The 17,647-nt window shown below is 71.8% G+C and carries 18 protein-coding genes and 1 pseudogene; 4 read left to right on the top strand and 15 right to left on the bottom strand.

All coding sequences use genetic code 11. From position 1 onward, the window contains the following. Window positions 1-23: 23 nt before the first annotated feature. The 8 genes from AB4Y76_RS05660 to AB4Y76_RS05625 all read right to left on the bottom strand — a co-directional run bounded on the left by AB4Y76_RS05660 (window position 24) and on the right by AB4Y76_RS05625 (window position 8,502). Window positions 24-1,733, bottom strand: coding sequence for a fumarate hydratase (locus AB4Y76_RS05660; RefSeq protein ID WP_441923017.1), 1,710 nt, complete (start codon window positions 1,731-1,733; stop codon window positions 24-26). 34 nt (window positions 1,734-1,767) lie between these two features. After that, the gene (locus AB4Y76_RS05655; protein ID WP_441923015.1) at window positions 1,768-2,931 is read right to left on the bottom strand and encodes a hypothetical protein; all 1,164 of its coding nucleotides are present in this window, start codon (window positions 2,929-2,931) and stop codon (window positions 1,768-1,770) included. A gap of 8 nt (window positions 2,932-2,939) precedes the next feature. Further along, window positions 2,940-3,152, bottom strand: a complete 213-nt coding sequence (locus AB4Y76_RS05650) for a hypothetical protein (RefSeq protein WP_441923013.1) — start codon at window positions 3,150-3,152, stop codon at window positions 2,940-2,942. 12 nt (window positions 3,153-3,164) lie between these two features. Continuing rightward, window positions 3,165-4,340, bottom strand: coding sequence for an ABC transporter ATP-binding protein (locus AB4Y76_RS05645; protein ID WP_441923011.1), 1,176 nt, complete (start codon window positions 4,338-4,340; stop codon window positions 3,165-3,167). Between the two features lie 3 nt (window positions 4,341-4,343). Next, on the bottom strand, window positions 4,344-5,180 hold the full coding sequence (locus tag AB4Y76_RS05640) for a carbohydrate ABC transporter permease (protein ID WP_441923009.1): 837 nt from the start codon (window positions 5,178-5,180) through the stop codon (window positions 4,344-4,346). Further along, window positions 5,180-6,121, bottom strand: a complete 942-nt coding sequence (locus AB4Y76_RS05635; RefSeq protein WP_441923007.1) for a carbohydrate ABC transporter permease — start codon at window positions 6,119-6,121, stop codon at window positions 5,180-5,182. Before AB4Y76_RS05635 ends, AB4Y76_RS05640 begins: the two co-directional genes overlap by 1 nt. Continuing rightward, window positions 6,118-7,491, bottom strand: a complete 1,374-nt coding sequence (locus tag AB4Y76_RS05630; protein ID WP_441923005.1) for a sugar ABC transporter substrate-binding protein — start codon at window positions 7,489-7,491, stop codon at window positions 6,118-6,120. Before AB4Y76_RS05630 ends, AB4Y76_RS05635 begins: the two co-directional genes overlap by 4 nt. Before the next feature lie 66 nt (window positions 7,492-7,557). Next, entirely contained in the window at window positions 7,558-8,502 is a 945-nt protein-coding gene (locus tag AB4Y76_RS05625; protein WP_441923003.1) for an alpha/beta fold hydrolase, read from the bottom strand. 117 nt (window positions 8,503-8,619) lie between these two features. Between AB4Y76_RS05625 and AB4Y76_RS05620 the strand changes: the two genes are divergently transcribed. Then, a complete protein-coding gene (locus AB4Y76_RS05620; RefSeq protein ID WP_441923001.1) occupies window positions 8,620-9,498 on the top strand; it encodes an esterase/lipase family protein in 879 nt (292 codons plus the stop codon). 6 nt (window positions 9,499-9,504) lie between these two features. Here AB4Y76_RS05620 and glpX read toward each other — a convergent pair whose 3' ends face one another. The 3 genes from glpX to AB4Y76_RS05605 all read right to left on the bottom strand — a co-directional run bounded on the left by glpX (window position 9,505) and on the right by AB4Y76_RS05605 (window position 12,256). After that, entirely contained in the window at window positions 9,505-10,530 is a 1,026-nt protein-coding gene (gene glpX / locus AB4Y76_RS05615; protein ID WP_441922999.1) for a class II fructose-bisphosphatase, read from the bottom strand. Window positions 10,531-10,600: 70 nt separating this feature from the next. Beyond that, window positions 10,601-10,990, bottom strand: a complete 390-nt coding sequence (locus AB4Y76_RS05610; protein ID WP_441922997.1) for a TOBE domain-containing protein — start codon at window positions 10,988-10,990, stop codon at window positions 10,601-10,603. An 18-nt stretch (window positions 10,991-11,008) separates the two neighbouring features. After that, a complete protein-coding gene (locus tag AB4Y76_RS05605) occupies window positions 11,009-12,256 on the bottom strand; it encodes an SLC13 family permease (protein ID WP_441922995.1) in 1,248 nt (415 codons plus the stop codon). 56 nt (window positions 12,257-12,312) lie between these two features. Between AB4Y76_RS05605 and AB4Y76_RS05600 the strand changes: the two genes are divergently transcribed. Further along, the gene (locus tag AB4Y76_RS05600; RefSeq protein ID WP_441922993.1) at window positions 12,313-12,882 is read left to right on the top strand and encodes a DUF4245 family protein; all 570 of its coding nucleotides are present in this window, start codon (window positions 12,313-12,315) and stop codon (window positions 12,880-12,882) included. Between the two features lie 3 nt (window positions 12,883-12,885). Here the strand turns inward: AB4Y76_RS05600 and AB4Y76_RS05595 are convergent, their stop codons facing one another. Further along, window positions 12,886-13,125 (bottom strand): exodeoxyribonuclease VII small subunit, encoded by a 240-nt coding sequence (locus AB4Y76_RS05595; RefSeq protein WP_441922991.1) that lies wholly within the window; start codon window positions 13,123-13,125, stop codon window positions 12,886-12,888. After that, complete coding sequence (xseA, locus tag AB4Y76_RS05590; RefSeq protein ID WP_441922989.1) at window positions 13,112-14,377, bottom strand: exodeoxyribonuclease VII large subunit; 1,266 nt, start codon at window positions 14,375-14,377, stop codon at window positions 13,112-13,114. Before xseA ends, AB4Y76_RS05595 begins: the two co-directional genes overlap by 14 nt. Window positions 14,378-14,414: 37 nt before the next feature. Between xseA and AB4Y76_RS05585 the strand changes: the two genes are divergently transcribed. Then, entirely contained in the window at window positions 14,415-15,422 is a 1,008-nt protein-coding gene (locus AB4Y76_RS05585) for a 4-hydroxy-3-methylbut-2-enyl diphosphate reductase (protein ID WP_441922987.1), read from the top strand. Beyond that, the gene (locus AB4Y76_RS05580) at window positions 15,422-16,042 is read left to right on the top strand and encodes an L-threonylcarbamoyladenylate synthase (protein ID WP_441922985.1); all 621 of its coding nucleotides are present in this window, start codon (window positions 15,422-15,424) and stop codon (window positions 16,040-16,042) included. Before AB4Y76_RS05585 ends, AB4Y76_RS05580 begins: the two co-directional genes overlap by 1 nt. Before the next feature lie 68 nt (window positions 16,043-16,110). On the opposite strand, the pseudogene AB4Y76_RS05575 reads toward AB4Y76_RS05580, so the two are convergent. Together AB4Y76_RS05575 and AB4Y76_RS05570 are read right to left on the bottom strand one after the other, a co-directional pair. Next, window positions 16,111-16,470: pseudogene (locus AB4Y76_RS05575) on the bottom strand (DUF6542 domain-containing protein); the annotation flags it as partial. 19 nt (window positions 16,471-16,489) lie between these two features. Then, window positions 16,490-17,626, bottom strand: coding sequence for a DNA recombination protein RmuC (locus tag AB4Y76_RS05570; RefSeq protein WP_441922983.1), 1,137 nt, complete (start codon window positions 17,624-17,626; stop codon window positions 16,490-16,492). Between the last annotated feature and the right edge of the window lie 21 nt (window positions 17,627-17,647).

Below are 17,647 nucleotides of genomic sequence, written 5' to 3'. Positions count from 1 at the left end.
GCTACTGCTGTCCCGCGCGACCCTCACTTCTCGCGCGAGCGCACCCGCAGGCCGGAGGCGTCACCGAGCGCGGTGAGCGGCACGCTGACCGCGCCGCTCGGGTCGGTGAAGAAGTCGTTGCCCTTGTCGTCGACCACGATGAACGCCGGGAAGTCCTCGACCTCGATCTTCCAGACCGCTTCCATCCCGAGCTCGGGGTACTCGAGGACCTCCTGGCTCTTGATGCAGTCCTGCGCCAGCCGCGCGGCCGGACCGCCGATCGAGCCGAGGTAGAAGCCGCCGTACGCGTCGCACGCCTCGGTGACCTGCTTGGAGCGGTTGCCCTTGGCGAGCATCACCATCGAGCCGCCGGCGGCCTGGAAGGACTTCACGTAGGAGTCCATCCGGCCCGCGGTGGTCGGGCCGAACGAGCCGGACGCCATGCCTTCCGGGGTCTTGGCCGGGCCGGCGTAGTAGACCGGGTGGTTCTTCAGGTAGTCCGGCATCTCCTCGCCGGCGTCCAGCCGCTCCTGGATCTTGGCGTGCGCGATGTCGCGCGCGACCACGAGCGGACCGGTCAGGGAGAGCCGGGTCTTCACCGGGTACTGGGAGAGCTGGCCGAGGATCTCGCTCATCGGCCGGTTGAGGTCGACGTTCACGACCTCGCCGCCGCTGATGTCCTCGGCGACGCCGGCGTCCGGCATGTAGTGCGCCGGGTCCATCTCGAGCTGCTCCAGGAAGACGCCCTCGGGGGTGATCTTGCCGAGCGCCTGGCGGTCGGCGGAGCAGGAGACCGCGATCGCGACGGGGCAGGACGCGCCGTGGCGCGGCAGCCGGACCACGCGGACGTCGTGGCAGAAGTACTTGCCGCCGAACTGGGCGCCGATGCCGAAGGACTGGGTCAGCTTGAAGACCTCCTCCTCCAGCTCGACGTCGCGGAAACCGTGGGCGCTCATCGAGCCCTCGGTCGGCAGGTTGTCGAGGTAGTGCGCCGAGGCGTACTTGGCGGTCTTCAGCGCGAACTCGGCGCTGGTGCCGCCGATGACGACCGCCAGGTGGTACGGCGGGCAGGCGGCCGTGCCGAGCGAGCGGATCTTCTCGTCGAGGAACTCCAGCAGCCGCTTCGGGTTCAGGACCGCCTTGGTCTCCTGGAACAGGAACGACTTGTTGGCCGAGCCGCCGCCCTTGGCCATGAAGAGGAACTTGTACTCAGGCTTCCCGGACGTCTGCGGCGTCGAGTAGATCTCGATCTGCGCCGGCAGGTTGGTGCCGGTGTTCTTCTCCTCGTACGTCGTCAGCGGAGCCAGCTGGGAGTACCGGAGGTTGAGCTTGGTGTAGGCGTCGTACACGCCGCGGCTGATCGCCTCGCCGTCGTCGGAGCCGGTGAGCACGCCCTCGGACTTCTTGCCCATCACGATCGCGGTGCCGGTGTCCTGGCACATCGGCAGCACGCCGCCGGCCGAGATGTTCACGTTCTTGAGCAGGTCGAGCGCGACGAAACGGTCGTTCCCGCTGGCCTCGGGGTCGTCGATGATCTTGCGCAGCTGCGCCAGGTGGGCCGGTCGCAGGTAGTGGGAGATGTCGTGCATCGCCTCGGCGGTGAGCCGCTGGATCGCCTCGGGCTCGACCCGCAGGAACGTCTGGCCGTCCGCCTCGAAGGTCGAGACGCCCTCGGTGGTGATCAGCCGGTAGGGGGTGTCGTCCTTGCCGGTGGGGAGGAGGTCGGAGTAGCGGAATTCAGGCTCAGTGCTCACGGTGGACAAGCGTAATCCCGCGGACCGGGGCCGCTCAGCGCGGTCCACCCCCCAGCCACACGCGGCCGGCGCGTCCGTCGTCGGCGAGCAGCAGCACCCGGGTGCCGTCCCCGGCGACGGTGAGGGTCGAGTCGCCGTTGGTGGGCGGCCGCAGCGGGATGCGTACCGCGCGCCAGCCGTCCTTCCCGCGGTCGACCCAGAGGCCGAAACGGCGGCCGTCGCTGACCGCCGCGAGGGTGCCGCCGTCGTCGGTCGCGAGGCCCGAGACGAACGGGGCGCCGCCTCCGCTGCCGGCGAGCCGTCCGAACGCGGGACCGGCCCGCCACTGCCCGTGCGTCCGGGTCCAGGCGCCGAACCGGTCGTCGCGCAGGCCGACGGCGACCACGCCGCCCGGCACCGGGACCACGCGCTCCAGGTCGGCGAAGCCCGCGGTCGCGGCGGGGACGTCCTGCCGCTGCCAGCGCAGCCCGTCGGCCGAGGACCAGGCGAGCGGCACCGGCGAGATCCGGCCCGGCGGCTGCCGGCGACCGACGACGGTCCAGCCGTCGGCGTCGTGGGCCTGGCCGAGCGCGGCGGTACCGCCCCCGGCGTCGCTGGAGAGGGCCGGGTCGTCGTCGACGAGCCGGAACGCGGTGGCGTCGGGGGAGACCCAGACAGCGGCGCCGCTGCGCCGGTTGCCCGCGATCAGCCAGTCGTCGTCCCCGGCCGCGACCCGGTTCACGCTCACCGCGGCCGGTCCGCCGAAGAGCTCGAAGCCGGCGCGGACGTCGACCAGGGTGCCGTCGGGGCGGAGGTACCAGGAGCTGGTCCGCGGTAGCGCGTGCGCGCCGCCGGACTTGGCTCCCACCGCGGCGACCTGCGCGCCGCGGCAGGCCACGGTGGAGAGCACCGACTTCTTCGCGTAGAGGTCCGTCGCTGCCGTCGGGACCACGGTCCAGCGGCTCCCGTCGGTGCTCGTCCAGAGGGCGGGCCGACTGCTGCCGTCGCCGCCGAGGACCCCGCCGGCGACGTACCAGCGGCCGCACCAGGTCGCGTCGCGGACCGCGAGCCTCCCGGCCGGACCGGGTGGGACCGGGAGCGTGACCTCGTTCCACGAGGCGGGCAGGTCGGCCGGGGCGGACGGCGCGTCGTCGCAGGCCGCCAGCAGCCCGGCGGTCGAGGCCACCAGGAGCAGCGCGGCGAGGACGCGGGCGCGCACGACCCGGCCTAGGTCGACCGCGCCCGGACCCAGACGAACAGCGCCCGTCCGGAGAAGAAGCCGGCGACGATCCCGAAGAGCGACGCGATCGCGGGGGAGGCGCCGAGACCGGCGACGGCCCAGCTCACCGGGCCGTAGACCAGCGCGAACACCACGACCGCGCCGAAGGCGGCCAGGGCGACGACGCCGGCCGTGCGGAGGCGGTCCTCGGGCTCGTCCACCGCACGATCATGTCAGGCCGTCGTCGTTCCCGCCGTCAGGTTCTCGCCGGTTCCCGGGTCGAAGAGGTGGATCTCGCGGGAGTCGACCCAGATCTCGGCGTCCTCGCCCTTGCTGATCCCGCTGTTCGCGTCCAGCGACACCACCAGCTGGGTGCGCATCGCCTCGCCGTCGAGCTCGCGCTCCAGCTGGTCGAGCTGCTCGGCGACCTCCGGCGGCGCCTCGAACGGGATGTAGGCGTAGGCCTCGTGGCCGAGCCACTCGACGACGTCGACGTGGGCGCTGAAGGTGGACCCGCGGCGCCTGGTCTCCTCGTCGACCACCTGGGCGTCCTCGAAGTGCTCGGGGCGGATCCCGGCGATGAGCAGGCCGCGGCCCTCGGCGGCCCGGGCCTTCTCGGCCGGGACGGTGATGGTCCCGAACGGCAGCTCGACCTGGTCGCCGGAGACGGTGGCCGGCAGGAAGTTCATCGGCGGCGAGCCGATGAACCCGGCGACGAACAGGTTGACCGGGCGGGTGTACAGCTCGCGCGGCGTCGCGAGCTGCTGGAGCACGCCGCGGCGCAGCACCGCGACCCGGTCGCCCAGCGTCATCGCCTCGGTCTGGTCGTGGGTGACGTAGACGGTGGTGATCCCGAGCCGGCGCTGCAGCCGGGCGATCTCGGTCCGCATCTGGCCGCGCAGCTTGGCGTCGAGGTTGGACAGCGGCTCGTCGAAGAGGAAGGCGTCGGCGTTGCGGACGATCGCGCGACCCATCGCCACCCGTTGCCGCTGGCCGCCGGAGAGGTTGCCCGGCTTGCGCTGCAGGTGCTCGTCGAGCTCGAGGGTGCTGCTCGCCTCGCGCACCTTGCTGTCGATCTCCGAGCTCGACAGCGTGCCGGCAAGGCGCAGCGGGAAGGCGATGTTCTCGTAGACCGTCAGGTGCGGGTACAGCGCGTAGTTCTGGAAGACCATCGCCAGGTTGCGCTCCCGGGGCGCGAGGTCGTTGACCTTGCGCCCGTCGATGACCATGTCACCGGAGGTGATGTCCTCCAGGCCGACGATCATCCGCAGCAGGGTGGACTTCCCGCAGCCCGACGGGCCGACGAGGATCATGAACTCGCCGTCCTGCACGTCGATGCTGACGTCGTTCACGGCCGCGAATCCGTCGCCGTACTTCTTGACGATGTTGGTCATCTCGATGGTGGCCATGTTTCACCCCTTCACCGCGCCGGACGTCAGGCCGGCGACGATCTTGCGCTGGAACAGCAGGACGATGAGGACGACGGGCACGGTGACGATCACCGACGCCGTCGCCAGCTGCGAGTACGGCGGGTTGAACGGGTCGGCGCCGACGAAGTACGCCATCTGCGCCGGGACGGTCCGCGACGCCGTCGTCGAGGTCAGCGAGATGGCGAGCACGAACTCGTTCCAGGCGAAGAAGAAGGTCAGGATCGCCGCGGTGAACACCCCGGGTGCGGCCAGCGGGACGATCACCTTGCGGAACGCCTGCATCGGGGTGGCGCCGTCGACCTGGGCGGCCTGCTCCATCTCCCACGGGATCTCCCGGAAGAACGCCGAGAGCACCCAGATCGCCAGCGGCAGGGTGAACGACATGTACGGGATGATCAGCCCCGGCCAGGTGTTGAACAGGTGGAACGTCCGCCACATGTCGAAGAGCGGGCCGACCAGCGCGACGACCGGGAACATCGCGATCGCCAGCGCGAGCGAGAGCACCAGCCGCTTGCCGCGGAACTCCAGCCGGGCGATCGCGTACGCCGCCAGGGTGGCCAGCACGACCGAGAACAAGGTCGCGATCAGCGAGATGCCGAAGGAGTTCACCAGCGCCCGGGTGAAGTCCGGGTTGTCGATGATCTCCTTGTAGTTCTCGAAGGTCCACGACTTGGGCAGGAACTGCGGGCTGCCGGCCTTGGTCTCGTCGGCGGACTTCAGCGACAGCGAGAAGATCCACACCACCGGCAGCAGGCACCAGACCATGATCAGCACGAACCCGACCCAGGTCCCGACCTTGGTCCGCACGTCCCGCTTCATCACGACTCACCCCGGGCCTGGGCGAGGTCGACGCCGAACGCCTTGACGATCAGCCAGGCGAGCAGCAGCACGGTGAGGAACAGCAGCACCGAGAGCGCCGACCCGAGGCCGAGCTGCATCTGCTCGATCACCTGCCGGTAGGTCAGGAACGAGGACGACTCGGTGTTCTGGGCGCCCCGGGTCATCACGAAGATGTTGTCGAAGATCCGGAACGCGTCGAGGGCCCGGAAGAGCACCGCGACCATGATCGCGGCCTTCATGTTCGGCAGGATCACCTTGCGCAGCCGCTGCCACCAGGTGGCGCCGTCGACCTGCGCGGCCTCGACCATGTCCTCGGAGATCTGGCTCAGGCCGGCCAGCAGGAGCAGCGACATGAACGGGGTCGTCTTCCAGATCTCGGCGACCATGATCGCGAACATGGCGTGCCAGTGGTCGCCGAACCAGTTCGTGTTCGCGTCGATGCCGGGCAGCCAGTCGAACCAGCTGTTCACCCAGCCGTTGTTGATCGAGAAGGTGAACTGCCAGGCGAACGCCGAGACGACCGTGATGATGCCGTAGGGGATCAGGATCGAGGTCCGGATCACGCCGCGGCCGAAGATGATCCGGTGCATCACCAGGGCGAACGCGAAGCCGATCACGAGCTCGACGGCGACGGTGACGACCATGATGAGCACGGTGTTCCAGGTGACCTGCCAGAACAGCGGGTCCCTGAGCACGGTGCCGTAGTTGTCGAGGAAGACGAAGGCGCGGTCGTCGGGCGTGGTCAGCCGGTAGCGGAACAGCGACAGGTAGAGCGCCCGGAGCATCGGCCAGGCCGTCACCAGCAGCATCACCACCACGGCGGGCAGCACCAGGAGCCGGCCGAGCCGGTCCTCCGCCGCCGCGCGGTCGGTCTCCGGCGGCGCGGTCGCCTCGGGGACCCGGAGTGCGGTCGTGGTCACAGCAGTCTCCTTCCCTTGAGGATGTCCTCGATGAAGGTGGCCGACTCCTTGGGGGTGTCGGTGTTCACCGACACCGGCGAGTGCCAGGTCGACTGGATCGCGCCCGAGATGTCGCTCCAGTACGGCGACGCGGGCCGCGGTGCCGCCCGGTCGACGCTCTCCTGGAACAGGGCCAGCAGGTCGGCCGGGTAGGTCTTCTTCAGTGCCGGGTAGGCGTACCCGGCGGCGCTGGCCGGCATGTTGCCGGTGAGGTCGGCGTTGATGCCCTGGTTCTCCGGCTCGACGATGCACGCGGCGGCGGCCATCGCCTCGTCCGGGTGGGTGCTGTAGTTGCTGACGCCGATCCCGATGCCGCCGTACGGGGGCCGGGACTCGCCGTTCGGCACGGTCGTCGGGTACGGCGCCCAGCCGAGGTTCGCGAAGTCCTTCTTGGTGATGCCGCCCTCGGCGGGGCTCTTCTCGGTGAGGCCCTTCTCGTTGGTGTAGACGAAGGTCCAGTTGACCAGGAAACCGCCGGCCTTCGGGATCACCTTCCCACCGGAGGTCGGGTACAGGTAGGGGAGCACGGAGCCTTCGTTGGAGACCGACAGATCAGGCTCGGCGGCGGAGGAGCCGGAAAGCTTCTCGATCACCGCCGCCGCGCTGCGCCCGGCGTCGGAGTCGATGTCGACGCGGGCGTCGGTGCCCTTGTCCGTCCGGGTGACGATGTCCCCGCCGGCTCCCGAGATCAGGGCGTTGATCCAGACCACGTAGCCCTCGTACTTGTTGGCCTGGACGCCGACGCGGGTGTTGTCCGCGCCCTGCTTCTTGTTGAGCTGGTTCGCGGCGTCGATGAGCTGGTCCCAGGTCACCGGCTTGCTCAGGTCGAGGCCGGCCGCCCGGGCGGCGTCCTTGCGGTACCAGAGCACCTGCGTGTTCGACCAGAACGGGAGCACCGCCAGCTGGCCGTCCCAGGTGGCGGCCTCGACCGCGCCCTTGAACGACTGCTGGCGCAGCGTGGTCTGCAGCGAGTCGGGGATGTCGGCGAGGAACCCGGCGTCGGCGAACTCGGCCGTGAACGGCGGGTCCAGGCTCATCAGGTCGATGCCCGGGTCGTGCGCGGCGAGCCGGCGCGCCAGCTGGATGCGCTGCTGGCCGGTGTCCTGCGGCAGGACCTGCGTCTTGATGGTGACCTTGTCGGTCGAGCACCGCTTGGCCACCTCCGCCTGCCCACCCGGGTCAGGGTTCGTGTACCAGGTCAGCGTGGTCTTGCCGGAGCTCCCGCAGGAGCTGAGCACGGTGGCGACGAGCAGCATCGTCAGAGCAACGGCGAGGGCGTGCCTGCGACCCGAGATCCCGGACCTGGCACGCCCCGCGGGTGAGTGCGGCATGCGTTCCTCCTGGAAACGTCCTACCTCACCCAGTTCCCCCCGGGGCCCGGAGTCAAACGCCGTGCGTCAGCGCACGGCCTTGTCCGCGGTCCGGCGGATCACGTCGGCGAAGGTGTCCCACAGCTCCGGCGGGAGGTCGTGACCCATGCCGGGGATCAGGAGGAGCTGGGCGCCGGGGATCGCCTGCGCGGTCGCACGGCCGCCCGACGGGTGCACCATCTGGTCCTCCATGCCGTGCACGACCGCGGCCGGCATCGTGAGGGCGTGCAGCGCCCGGGCCCGGTCGGGCTGGGTCAGCACGGCGAGCATCTGCCGGGTGACACCGGCGGCGGAGAGGCCGCGGGCGTAGGTCTCCTCGGCGCGGGCGCGCGAGGACTCCGCGGGCTCGGGGAAGCCGGGCGAGCCGATCAGGGCGCCCATCCTGGCCGCGCCCGCGACGTACGACTCGAGGTCGGTGCCGCGCGGGCTCAGCAGCGCCGGGATGATCTTCGGGTTCTGCCAGCCGACGGTGCGGCGGCCCGTGGTCGACATGATCGAGACCAGGCTGCGGACCCGGGACGGGTGCGCGATCGCCATCGTCTGGGCGATCATGCCGCCCATCGAGACGCCGGTGACGTGCGCGGTCTCCAGGCCGAGGTGATCGAGCAGGCCGAAGGCGTCCGCGGCCATGTCGGCGATCCCGTACGGCGCCTTCACGCGGCGGCCGAGGAACGCCTGCACCAGCATCGACCGGGTGACCTGGCCGGTCACCTTCGTGGACCGGCCGCTGTCGCGGTTGTCGTACCGGATCACGTAGAAACCCTGGCGCGCGAGCAGGCGGCACAGGTCCTCGTCCCACCAGGTCATCGGGCCGCCGAGCCCCATGACGAGCAGCAGCGGCTGGTCGTCGGGGTCGCCGAAGGTCTGGTAGCAGAGCTCGACCCCGGCGCTGACCGGGGCGAAGAGCTCGCTGCTGACCAGGATCTCGTCGGCGGCCTTCGTGGCGGTGCGACGGGAGCGGATGCGCGGCATCAGGGCGTGCCTTTCGACGGGAGTGCGGCAATTCTACGGATCGAGCATTCCTGAAGGTCGTCACGAAATCGCGCGACTTCCGTTCCTGGAACTGTGGTTTCCGTTACGTTCGAACTTGTGAACTCACCGATGGGCGACTTCCTCAAGCCCGACGGCTTCGTCGGTCCCCGCGGCCTCCGCGCGCTCTCCCAGGAGGGCAGCATCGGTGCCGAGGTCGCACGTTACGTGCGCCGGAGCCGTGCGGACAAGCGGGCCCGCGCCGCGCTCCCGTACGCCGACCACCGGCGCCCGCAGCCCGTCGAGCCGGTCCTGCTCGTCCCCGGCTTCATGGCCGGCGACGGGACCCTGGCCGGGATGTCCGCGATGCTGCGCGGGACCGGCTACCGCACCTACCGCTCGCACATCCGCGTGAACTTCGGCTGCACCCGCGAGACGGCGGACCACCTGGAGCGCCGGGTCGAGGCGATCGCGACCAGGCGCGGCCGGAAGGTGACGATCGTCGGGCACAGCCTGGGAGGGATGCTCGCCCGCGGCCTCGCCGCGCGCCGGCCGGACCTGATCCACGGCATCGTCTCGATGGGCAGCCCGATCCTCGCGCCGGGCGCCGTCCACCAGGTGCTCGCCTGGGACGCCGACCTGCTCACCCGGCTGACCCGGGCGGGCGTCCGCGGTCTGATGAGCGAGGACTGCATCGCCGGCTCCTGCGCGCGGGCGAGCTTCGACGAGTCGCACCTGCCGCTCGACCCGGGCGTCGGCTTCACCGCGGTCTACTCCCGGCGCGACGGCATCGTCGACTGGCGGGCGTGCGTGGATCCGGCCGCGGTTCCGGTCGAGGTCACCGCCAGCCACGTCGGGATGGCGATCGACCCGCTGGTCTTCGACGTCGTCCGGGACGCGCTCGACGGCCAGCGCCGGGCCCGGGCGGCGCAAGCAGCGACCCAGGCCGCCACCCAGGATCCCGCTCCGGAGATCAGGCTGCGGCTCTCGCCCGCCTGACGCGGGTCAGCGGTCGAAGTCGACGTTCGAGTAGGCGCGCAGCTTGCTCAGCTTGTGGTCGCTGATGATCTGCCGGATCGTCCCGCTCCGGCTGCGCATGACCAGCGAGTGCGTCGAGGCACCGCCGGCGCGGTAGCGGACGCCCTTCATGAGCTCGCCGTCGGTGATGCCGGTGGCGACGAAGAAGCAGTCGTCCCCGGACACGAGGTCGTCGGTGAGCAGCACCCGGTCGAGCTCGAGGCCGGCCTCGAGGGCGCGCTCGCGCTCGGCGTCGCTGGTCGGCCACAGCCGGCCCTGGATGACGCCGTCCATGCACTTCATCGCGCACGCGGTGATGATGCCCTCGGGGGTGCCGCCGACGCCGAGCAGCAGGTCGACGCCGGTGTCGGCGCGGGCCGCCATGATCGCGCCCGCGACGTCGCCGTCGCTGATGAACTTGATCCGGGCACCGGTGTCGCGGATCTCGCGGGCCATCTCCTCGTGCCGCGGCCGGTCGAGGAGCACCACGGTGACGTCCTCGGGCTTGCCGCCCTTGGCCTTGGCGACCTGGTGGATGTTCTCGGCGACCGGGTAGCGGATGTCGACGACGTCCGCGGCCTCCGGGCCGGTGACGAGCTTCTCCATGTAGAACACGGCGCTCGGGTCGTACATCGAGCCGCGCGGAGCGACGGCGAGCACGGAGATCGCGTTCATCATGCCCTTGGCGGTGAGCGTGGTGCCGTCGATCGGGTCCACCGCGACGTCGCACTCGGGGCCGTCGCCGTCGCCGACCTCCTCGCCGTTGTAGAGCATCGGGGCGTTGTCCTTCTCGCCCTCGCCGATCACGACGGTGCCGCGCATCCCGACGGTGGAGATCAGGGTGCGCATGGCGTTGACGGCGACGCCGTCAGCGCCGTTCTTGTCGCCCTTGCCGACCCAGCGGCCGGCGGCCATCGCCGCGGCCTCGGTCACCCGGACCAGCTCGAGGGCCAGGTTGCGGTCGGGTGCGGAGCGGGCGACGGCCAGCTCTTCGGGGAGGTGGGAGTCGGGCATGGTCCGATGCTATCGGTCGGCAGCCCCGTCACCCGGAGGCAGCACCGGACACGGACAGGACCACCCCGCCTCAGGGGCTCTCGAGGACCACGTTGGTCGACTTGATGGAGGCGATCGCGCGCGAACCCGGCTCCAGCCCGAGGTCGTCGACGGCCTCCGCGGAGAGCAGCGAGACGATCCGGTGCGGGCCGCAGATCATCTCGACCTGGGCCATCACGGTGTCCTTCTTGACCGCCACGACGATCCCCGGGAGCCGGTTGCGGGCCGAGACGGAGCCGGTCCGGGAGACCTCGGCGGTCCCGGCGAGCGACACCGCGAACGCGGCCAGCTCGGCACCGGGGACGACCGACCGGCCGCGCTCCTGCGTCGCGCTCAGCCGGCCCTGGTCGATCCAGCGGCGGACGGTGTCGTCGCTGACGCCGAGCAGCTCGGCGGCCTCGGCGATCCGGTAGGTGGTCACGGAGTCAGTCTGCCCGAGTCAGACGAGGCCCGCCCACAGGTGCAGCACGACCACGCCGGCCCCGATCGCCACCGGTGTCACCAGCAGGGCGACCAGGTGGAAGTCGCGGCTGCGTACGGTCCCGCCGGAGCGCCGCACCGTACGCCGCCACAGCAGGTTCGCCAGCGAGCCCGGCCAGGTCAGCGAGGAACCGAGGTTGATCCCGACCAGGGTGGCCAGCACCGGGACCGTGCCGAGCGGGCCGACCAGCGGGACCAGCAGCAGGGTCGCCGGCAGGTTGTTGAGCAGGTTCGCGAGCACCGCGCCGAGCACCGCGAGGGCGAGCAGTGCGGACAGCCCGTCGTCGTCGGGGACGAGCCGGGCGACCAGGTCGCCGACCGGTCCGTGGCCGAGCGCCTCGACCACGAGGCCGAGCCCGAGCACGAAGACCGCGAACGAGGCGTGGGTGCTCCGCACCGCGCGGCCGACGGTGAGCTCGCCGCGGGCGAGACCGTGGCCGACCAGGACCACGGCGGCGATCCCGGCGAACCAGACCGGGTCGATCCCGAAGGGCGACCCGACGGCGAAGGCGACGAGCATCGCGGCGACGACGAGCAGCGGCGTCCGGGGGAGCGGCGGCAGCGGCTCGTCGGTCACCGGGGTCGCCGGCGGGTCTGCGGCGAACGCGTGCCGGAAGAACCAGCGGTGGCCGGCGTACTCGAGGGCCAGCGTGAGCAGCCAGGTCGGCGCCATCAGCAGCGCGAACCGGCCGAAGCCGATGCCGAGGTAGGGCATCGCGAGCAGGTTGGTGAGGTTCGAGACGGGCAGCAGCAGGGAGGCGCTGTTCGCGAGCCGGACGCACACGAGCTGGAGCGGGCGGTCCAGCGCCGCGCCGGCGCCGGCGGCGAGCACGACCGGGGTCAGCAGCACGACCGTCGCGTCCAGGCTGAGCGCCACGGTGACGACGGTGGCGACGAGGAAGGTGAGCCGGAAGAGCCGGTGCGGCTCGGTGTCCCGGGCCAGCCGCGCCCCGATGGCCCCGAACAGGCCCGCGGCGCGGCAGCACTCGGCGACCACCAGGATCGCCATCAGGAACCCGACGACCGGGAGCAGGTGGTCGCGCTCGGTGCTCAGGTCGCCGGAGTCGAGCTGGCCGAAGGCGAGGACGACGGCGGCCGCGCCGACGCCCACCAGCGCCTCGAGCCACTCCGGCGGGTGCACGACGGCGACCGCCAGCAGCGCGAGCAGCGCCACCAGCGGCACGAGGTCCCGGACGGTGTCGGCCACCGGGTGAGGGTAGACCGCTGCACGGACGCTCCCACCCGGCTGGGAGGATGACGCCCATGAGCATGACCGAGGCCGAGGCGCGTCGCTTACGACCGTGGAACAGTGCGATCGTCGCGTTGGTGGTGGCCCTGGTCGTGGCCATCGGCTGGTACTACCTGGGGCGTCCGGACGAGAGCACCCGCCCGGTCAAGGCGATCCCCGCCGCCGAGCTGGTCGGCTGGGTCAAGGCGGGCCGTGCTGACGGCAAGCTGACCACCTCCGTGCCCGACCCGGTCCCGGCCGGCTGGAAGGTGACCTCGGCGAAGTACGAGACCGGGGTCGCGCCGCACTGGCACGTCGGCATGCTCACGCCGGGCAAGTACGTCGGCCTGGAGGAGTCCCGCGACACCACTGAGAACGTCGTGAAGCAGTACGTCGACGAGAACGCCGTCCGGGGCGACGACGTCGAGGTCGGCGGCAACACCTGGCAGACCTGGACCGACGCCGGCGGCGACTACGCCCTGGTGCGGACCGCGACGGCGCCGGACGGCGAGCAGCAGCGCGTCATCGTCTACGGCTCGGCGCCGAACGCGGAGATCCGGGACCTCGCGGCCTCGCTGTCGGCGACCGCGGTCCCTGGCGCGTAGCGCTCAGTCGTCCGCGTCCTCGGGCTGGTCCTCGCGCTGGTCCTCGCGCTGGGCGATCACCGCGTCGAGCCGCGCCCGGGCGCCGTCCAGCGCGTCCTGGCAGACCTTCGCGAGCTCCTCGCCGCGCTCCCACAGCGACAGCGACTCGGCGAGCGTGGTCCCGCCCGCCTCCAGGGTGCGCACCACCTCGATCAGCTGCTCGCGGGCGTCCTCGTAGCTCAGCCGGTCGTCAGTCTTGGCCATCGTCGATCTCCTCGGGTGTCGTCGGCGGGAGCGGGATCTCCTCGACCCCGGCGACCTCGGCGGTGATCCGGCCGTCGGCGACGCGGATCGTCAGGGACTGTCCGGGGCGGACGGCCCCGACGCTGGAGAGCAGAGTGCCGTCGGCGTCCGACAGCACCGCGTAGCCGCGGTTCAGCGTGGCCAGCGGGGACAGCGCGCGCACCCGGGCCAGCCGGTGCTCGAGGTCGTCCTCGGCGCGGTCCAGCACGTGGCCGAGCACCCGGCGGCCGCGACCGCGCAGCGCGTCGACCTCCTCCCGGCGGTGCACCAGCTCGCCGCGCGGGTCCGCCATCACCGGCCGGCCGCGCAGGTCGTCGAGCCGCTGCTGCTCGCGGGTCACCAGGCCGGCGACGTGGCGCCGCATCCGCTCGCGGACCTGCGCCACCCGCTGCGCCTCCTCGGCGACGTCGGGCACCACCCGCTTGGCCGCGTCCGTCGGTGTGGAGGCGCGCAGGTCGGCGACCAGGTCGAGCAGCGGGCTGTCCGGCTCGTGGCCGATCGCGGAGACGACCGGTGTGGTGGCGGCGTGCACCGCGCGGATCAGCGCCTCGTCGGAGAACGGCAGCAGGTCCTCGACCGAGCCGCCGCCACGGGCGATCACGATCACGTCCACGCCCGGGTCGCGGTCCAGTGCGCCGAGCGCCTCGATCACCTGGGTCGCGGCGCTCGGGCCCTGCATCGCGGCGTACCGGGTGGCGAAGGTGACGCCGGGCCAGCGGCGGCGGGCGTTCTCGACGACGTCGCGCTCGGCGGCGGAGTCCTTCGCGGTGACCAGGCCGACCTGGAGGGGGAGGAAGGGGAGCGGGCGCTTGAGCTCGAGCGCGAACAGTCCCTCGGCTGCGAGCAGCTGGCGGCGCCGTTCGAGCCGGGCGAGCAGCTCGCCCTCGCCGACCAGCCGGATCTCCCGGACCTGCAGCGACAGCGATCCGCGGTTCGGGTAGACGCTGGGCTTGCCGTGCACGACGATCTGCGCGCCGTTGACCAGCGGGGTCGGCAGCGAGTCGACCACGGCCCGCGGGCAGGTCAGCTGGACCGAGACGTCGGCGAGCTTGTCGCGCAGGGTGAGGAAGTCGGTGGCCGAGTTCGCGGGGCGGTTGAGCTGGACGACCTGGCCCTCGATCCAGACCGCGCCGAGCCGATCGACCCAGCCGCTGATCATGCCGACCACCTGACGCACCGGGATCGGCGCCTCCGGCGAGGTGGTCACGGGCATGAGGGCACCCTACGGCGACCCCACTACGATGGGCGCCATGGACACCGATCTCGCGATGCCCCGCGTCCTCGACGAGGCCGACCGCGCCGTGCTGCTGGCCGCTCCGCGCGGCTACTGCGCCGGCGTCGACCGCGCGGTGATCACCGTGGAGAAGGCGCTCGACCTGTACGGCGCCCCGGTGTACGTACGCAAGCAGATCGTGCACAACAAGCACGTGGTGGCGAACCTGGAGTCGCGGGGCGCGATCTTCGTCGAGGAGCTCGACGAGGTCCCGCCCGGGCAGACGGTCGTGTTCTCCGCCCACGGCGTCTCCCCGGCGGTCCACGCCGAGGCGGCGGACCGGGGCCTGAAGACGATCGACGCCACCTGTCCGCTGGTGACCAAGGTCCACCACGAGGCGAAGCGGTTCGCCGCCGACGACTACGACATCCTGCTGATCGGGCACGCGGGCCACGAGGAGGTCGAGGGCACGGCCGGCGAGGCCCCCGACCACATCCAGCTGGTCCAGGGCCCGGAGGACGTCGCGAACATCGTGGTCCGTGACCCGAAGCGGGTCGCGTGGCTCTCCCAGACCACCCTGTCGGTCGACGAGACGATGGCGACGGTGCACGCGATCCGGGAGCGCTTCCCCGATCTGCTCGACCCGCCGAGCGACGACATCTGCTACGCCACCCAGAACCGGCAGCTCGCGATCAAGGAGATCAGCGGCGAGGCCGACCTGGTGATCGTGGTGGGCTCGGCGAACTCCTCGAACACCGTGCGCTTGGCCGACGTCGCCCTCGAGGTCGGCGCCAAGGCGGCCCACCGGGTCGACGACGCCTCCGAGATCGACGAGGCCTGGCTGGACGGCGTCCAGCGGGTCAGCGTCACCTCGGGCGCGTCGGTGCCGGAGGAGCTGGTGCAGGGCGTGCTCGCCTTCCTCGCCGAGCGCGGCTACCCGGACGCGGAGGCGGTGCACACCGCCGAGGAGTCGCTGATCTTCGCGCTGCCTCCGGAGCTGCGCCGGGACATGCGCGCTGCTGAGAAGGCTGCCGCCGAGTCCTGATGGCCCGCTACCTCGACATCCACCCCGAGGACCCGCAGCCGCGGCTCATCGGGCAGGCGGTCGCGCTGCTGCGCGAGGACGGCCTGATCGCCTACCCGACCGACTCCGGCTACGCGCTCGGCATCCAGCTCGGCAACCGGGACGGGCTCGACCGGATCCGCCGGATCCGCCAGCTCGACGACAAGCACCACTTCACCCTGGTCTGCCGCGACTTCGCGCAGCTCGGCCAGCTGGTGCACATCGACAACGCGGCGTTCCGGGCGATCAAGGCGGCGACCCCGGGCCCGTACACGTTCATCCTGCCGGCGACCAGCGAGGTCCCGAAGCGGCTGATGCACCCGAAGAAGCGGACGGTCGGCGTCCGGATCCCGGAGCACCGGCTGGTGCAGGCGCTGCTCGCCGAGCTGGGCGAGCCGCTGCTGTCGACCACGCTGATCCTGCCGGGGGAGACCGAGCCGATGACCGAGGGTTGGCTGGTGAAGGACGAGCTGGATCAGCTGTTGGACGCGGTCCTTGACTCCGGCGAGTCCGGCTCGCTTCCGACGACGGTCGTCGACTTCACCTCGGGCGCCCCCGAGATCACCCGGTACGGCGCCGGGGACCCAGCGCGCTTCGAGTGATCCTCCGCCGCTGCCTCGGACGCTGTTTCGGGCGCGGCCTCCCGGGCCCGCCGGGCGAGGACCCGGTGGCGGATCGCGAGCACCCCGAGGCAGAGCGCGTAGCCGACGAGCAGCGCGCCGGAGTGGTGCGCGAGCCCGGAGATGAGCGCCTGGACGATGCCGTCCTCGCGGGTGCCGACCGCCGCCCGGTCGAGCAGGCCGAGCACCGTGCAGACGCCGAGGACGAGCATCGGGGGCAGTACGCCGGCCCGGAAGAACTCACCCGGACGGATCGCGAGCGCGATGCCGACGCACAGCAGCACGAAACCCGTGTCGAACAGGATGCCGAGCCGGCCGGTGACGACGAGGTCGATCGCGACCAGGACGGCGCAGGCGAAGACCGAGAACCGCGTGATCCGCGTGCCGGACCAGCGGCCTTCCTCCCACACGGTGGGTGCGCTCACCCCTTCACGGTAGGTCGGCTGCCCGGTCGTTCCGGGGAGGCACGCCGGGCAGGCGGAGGTCGAGCTCGTCGCGCTCCGGGGCGACGGCGTCGAGCAGCTCGACCGCGGTGAGCGGCCGCGGCCCCTCCTCGACCGGGCGCGGGTGCGGGATCGACTCGTCGAGGTCCGCGACGTCGGAGAAGTGCCGTGCCGTCACGAGCACCCGGTTCTCCAGCGACCCGACGGCGCTGTTGTAGGCCTCGACGCTGCCCTTGAGGGAGCGGCCGAGCTTGTCGAGGTGCCGGCCGACGGTGCCGAGCCGGGCGTACAGGTCGCGGCCGAGCTGGTGGATCTCCCGGGTGCGTTCGGCCAGGGTCTCGGTGGTCCAGCCGTGGGCGACGGTGCGGAGCAGCGCGATCAGGGTGGTCGGGCCCGCCAGCACGACGTCGCGGGCGGCGGCGTGCTCCAGCAGCCCGGGCTCGACCTCGAGTGCCGCTGCCAGGGATGACTCCGTCGGAACGAAGAGCACCACGAACTCCGGCGAGGCGGGCAGCGCCCGCCAGTAGGACTTCGCGGCGAGCTGGTCGACGTGGCCGCGGAGCTGGCGCGCGTGCCGGGCGAGGTGCGCCTGCTGCTCCTCGGGATCGGTGCTCGCCAGCGCGTCCAGGTACGCCGCGAGCGGCGCCTTCGCGTCCACGACCAGGCTCTTGCCGCCGGCCAGGTGCACCACCACGTCAGGACGCTGGGCCCGCTCGGTCGTGCCGTCGTCGCCGACCAGGTGCACCTGCTGGGAGAAGTCGCAGTGCTCCACCAGTCCGGCGAGCTCGACCGTGCGCCGCAGGTGCAGCTCGCCCCACTGGCCGCGCACGTGCGGCTTGCGCAGCGCCGTCGCCAGCGCGGCGGTCTCCCGGCGCAGGGTGTCGGTGCTGTGCCGGACCTCGTCGACCTGCTGGTGCAGGGTGCTCTGCCACGACACCCGCTGGTGCTCCAGGTCGCGCATCCGGTCGTGCAGCCGGTCGAGCCCGTCGCGGATCACCGCGGTCTCGCCGATCGCGCCCAGGTCGGCTCCCGCGACCGGGCCGCGCCGGAGCCAGACCAGGACCGCCACGGCACCGAGCAGGACACCGAGGACCAGGGTCGTGAGGGGAAGCAGGATCTCCATGCGCTGACGGTGACAGCAGGC

The organism is Marmoricola sp. RAF53, from assembly GCF_052114005.1.
Taxonomy (GTDB): Bacteria; Actinomycetota; Actinomycetes; order Propionibacteriales; family Nocardioidaceae; genus Marmoricola.
Note: the sequence above shows the minus strand (reverse complement) of the source record. Positions and strands in the feature narration are given on the sequence as shown.

Coding starts and splice junctions, on each gene's coding strand:
- AB4Y76_RS05645 (WP_441923011.1), bottom strand. CDS start 4,340: ATGGCCACCATCGAGATGACCAACATCGTCAAGAAGTACGGCGACGGA.
- AB4Y76_RS05600 (WP_441922993.1), top strand. CDS start 12,313: ATGAGCATGACCGAGGCCGAGGCGCGTCGCTTACGACCGTGGAACAGT.
- glpX (WP_441922999.1), bottom strand. CDS start 10,530: ATGCCCGACTCCCACCTCCCCGAAGAGCTGGCCGTCGCCCGCTCCGCA.
- AB4Y76_RS05630 (WP_441923005.1), bottom strand. CDS start 7,491: ATGCCGCACTCACCCGCGGGGCGTGCCAGGTCCGGGATCTCGGGTCGC.
- AB4Y76_RS05580 (WP_441922985.1), top strand. CDS start 15,422: ATGGCCCGCTACCTCGACATCCACCCCGAGGACCCGCAGCCGCGGCTC.
- AB4Y76_RS05640 (WP_441923009.1), bottom strand. CDS start 5,180: ATGAAGCGGGACGTGCGGACCAAGGTCGGGACCTGGGTCGGGTTCGTG.
- xseA (WP_441922989.1), bottom strand. CDS start 14,377: ATGCCCGTGACCACCTCGCCGGAGGCGCCGATCCCGGTGCGTCAGGTG.
- AB4Y76_RS05625 (WP_441923003.1), bottom strand. CDS start 8,502: ATGCCGCGCATCCGCTCCCGTCGCACCGCCACGAAGGCCGCCGACGAG.
- AB4Y76_RS05570 (WP_441922983.1), bottom strand. CDS start 17,626: ATGGAGATCCTGCTTCCCCTCACGACCCTGGTCCTCGGTGTCCTGCTC.
- AB4Y76_RS05595 (WP_441922991.1), bottom strand. CDS start 13,125: ATGGCCAAGACTGACGACCGGCTGAGCTACGAGGACGCCCGCGAGCAG.
- AB4Y76_RS05585 (WP_441922987.1), top strand. CDS start 14,415: ATGGACACCGATCTCGCGATGCCCCGCGTCCTCGACGAGGCCGACCGC.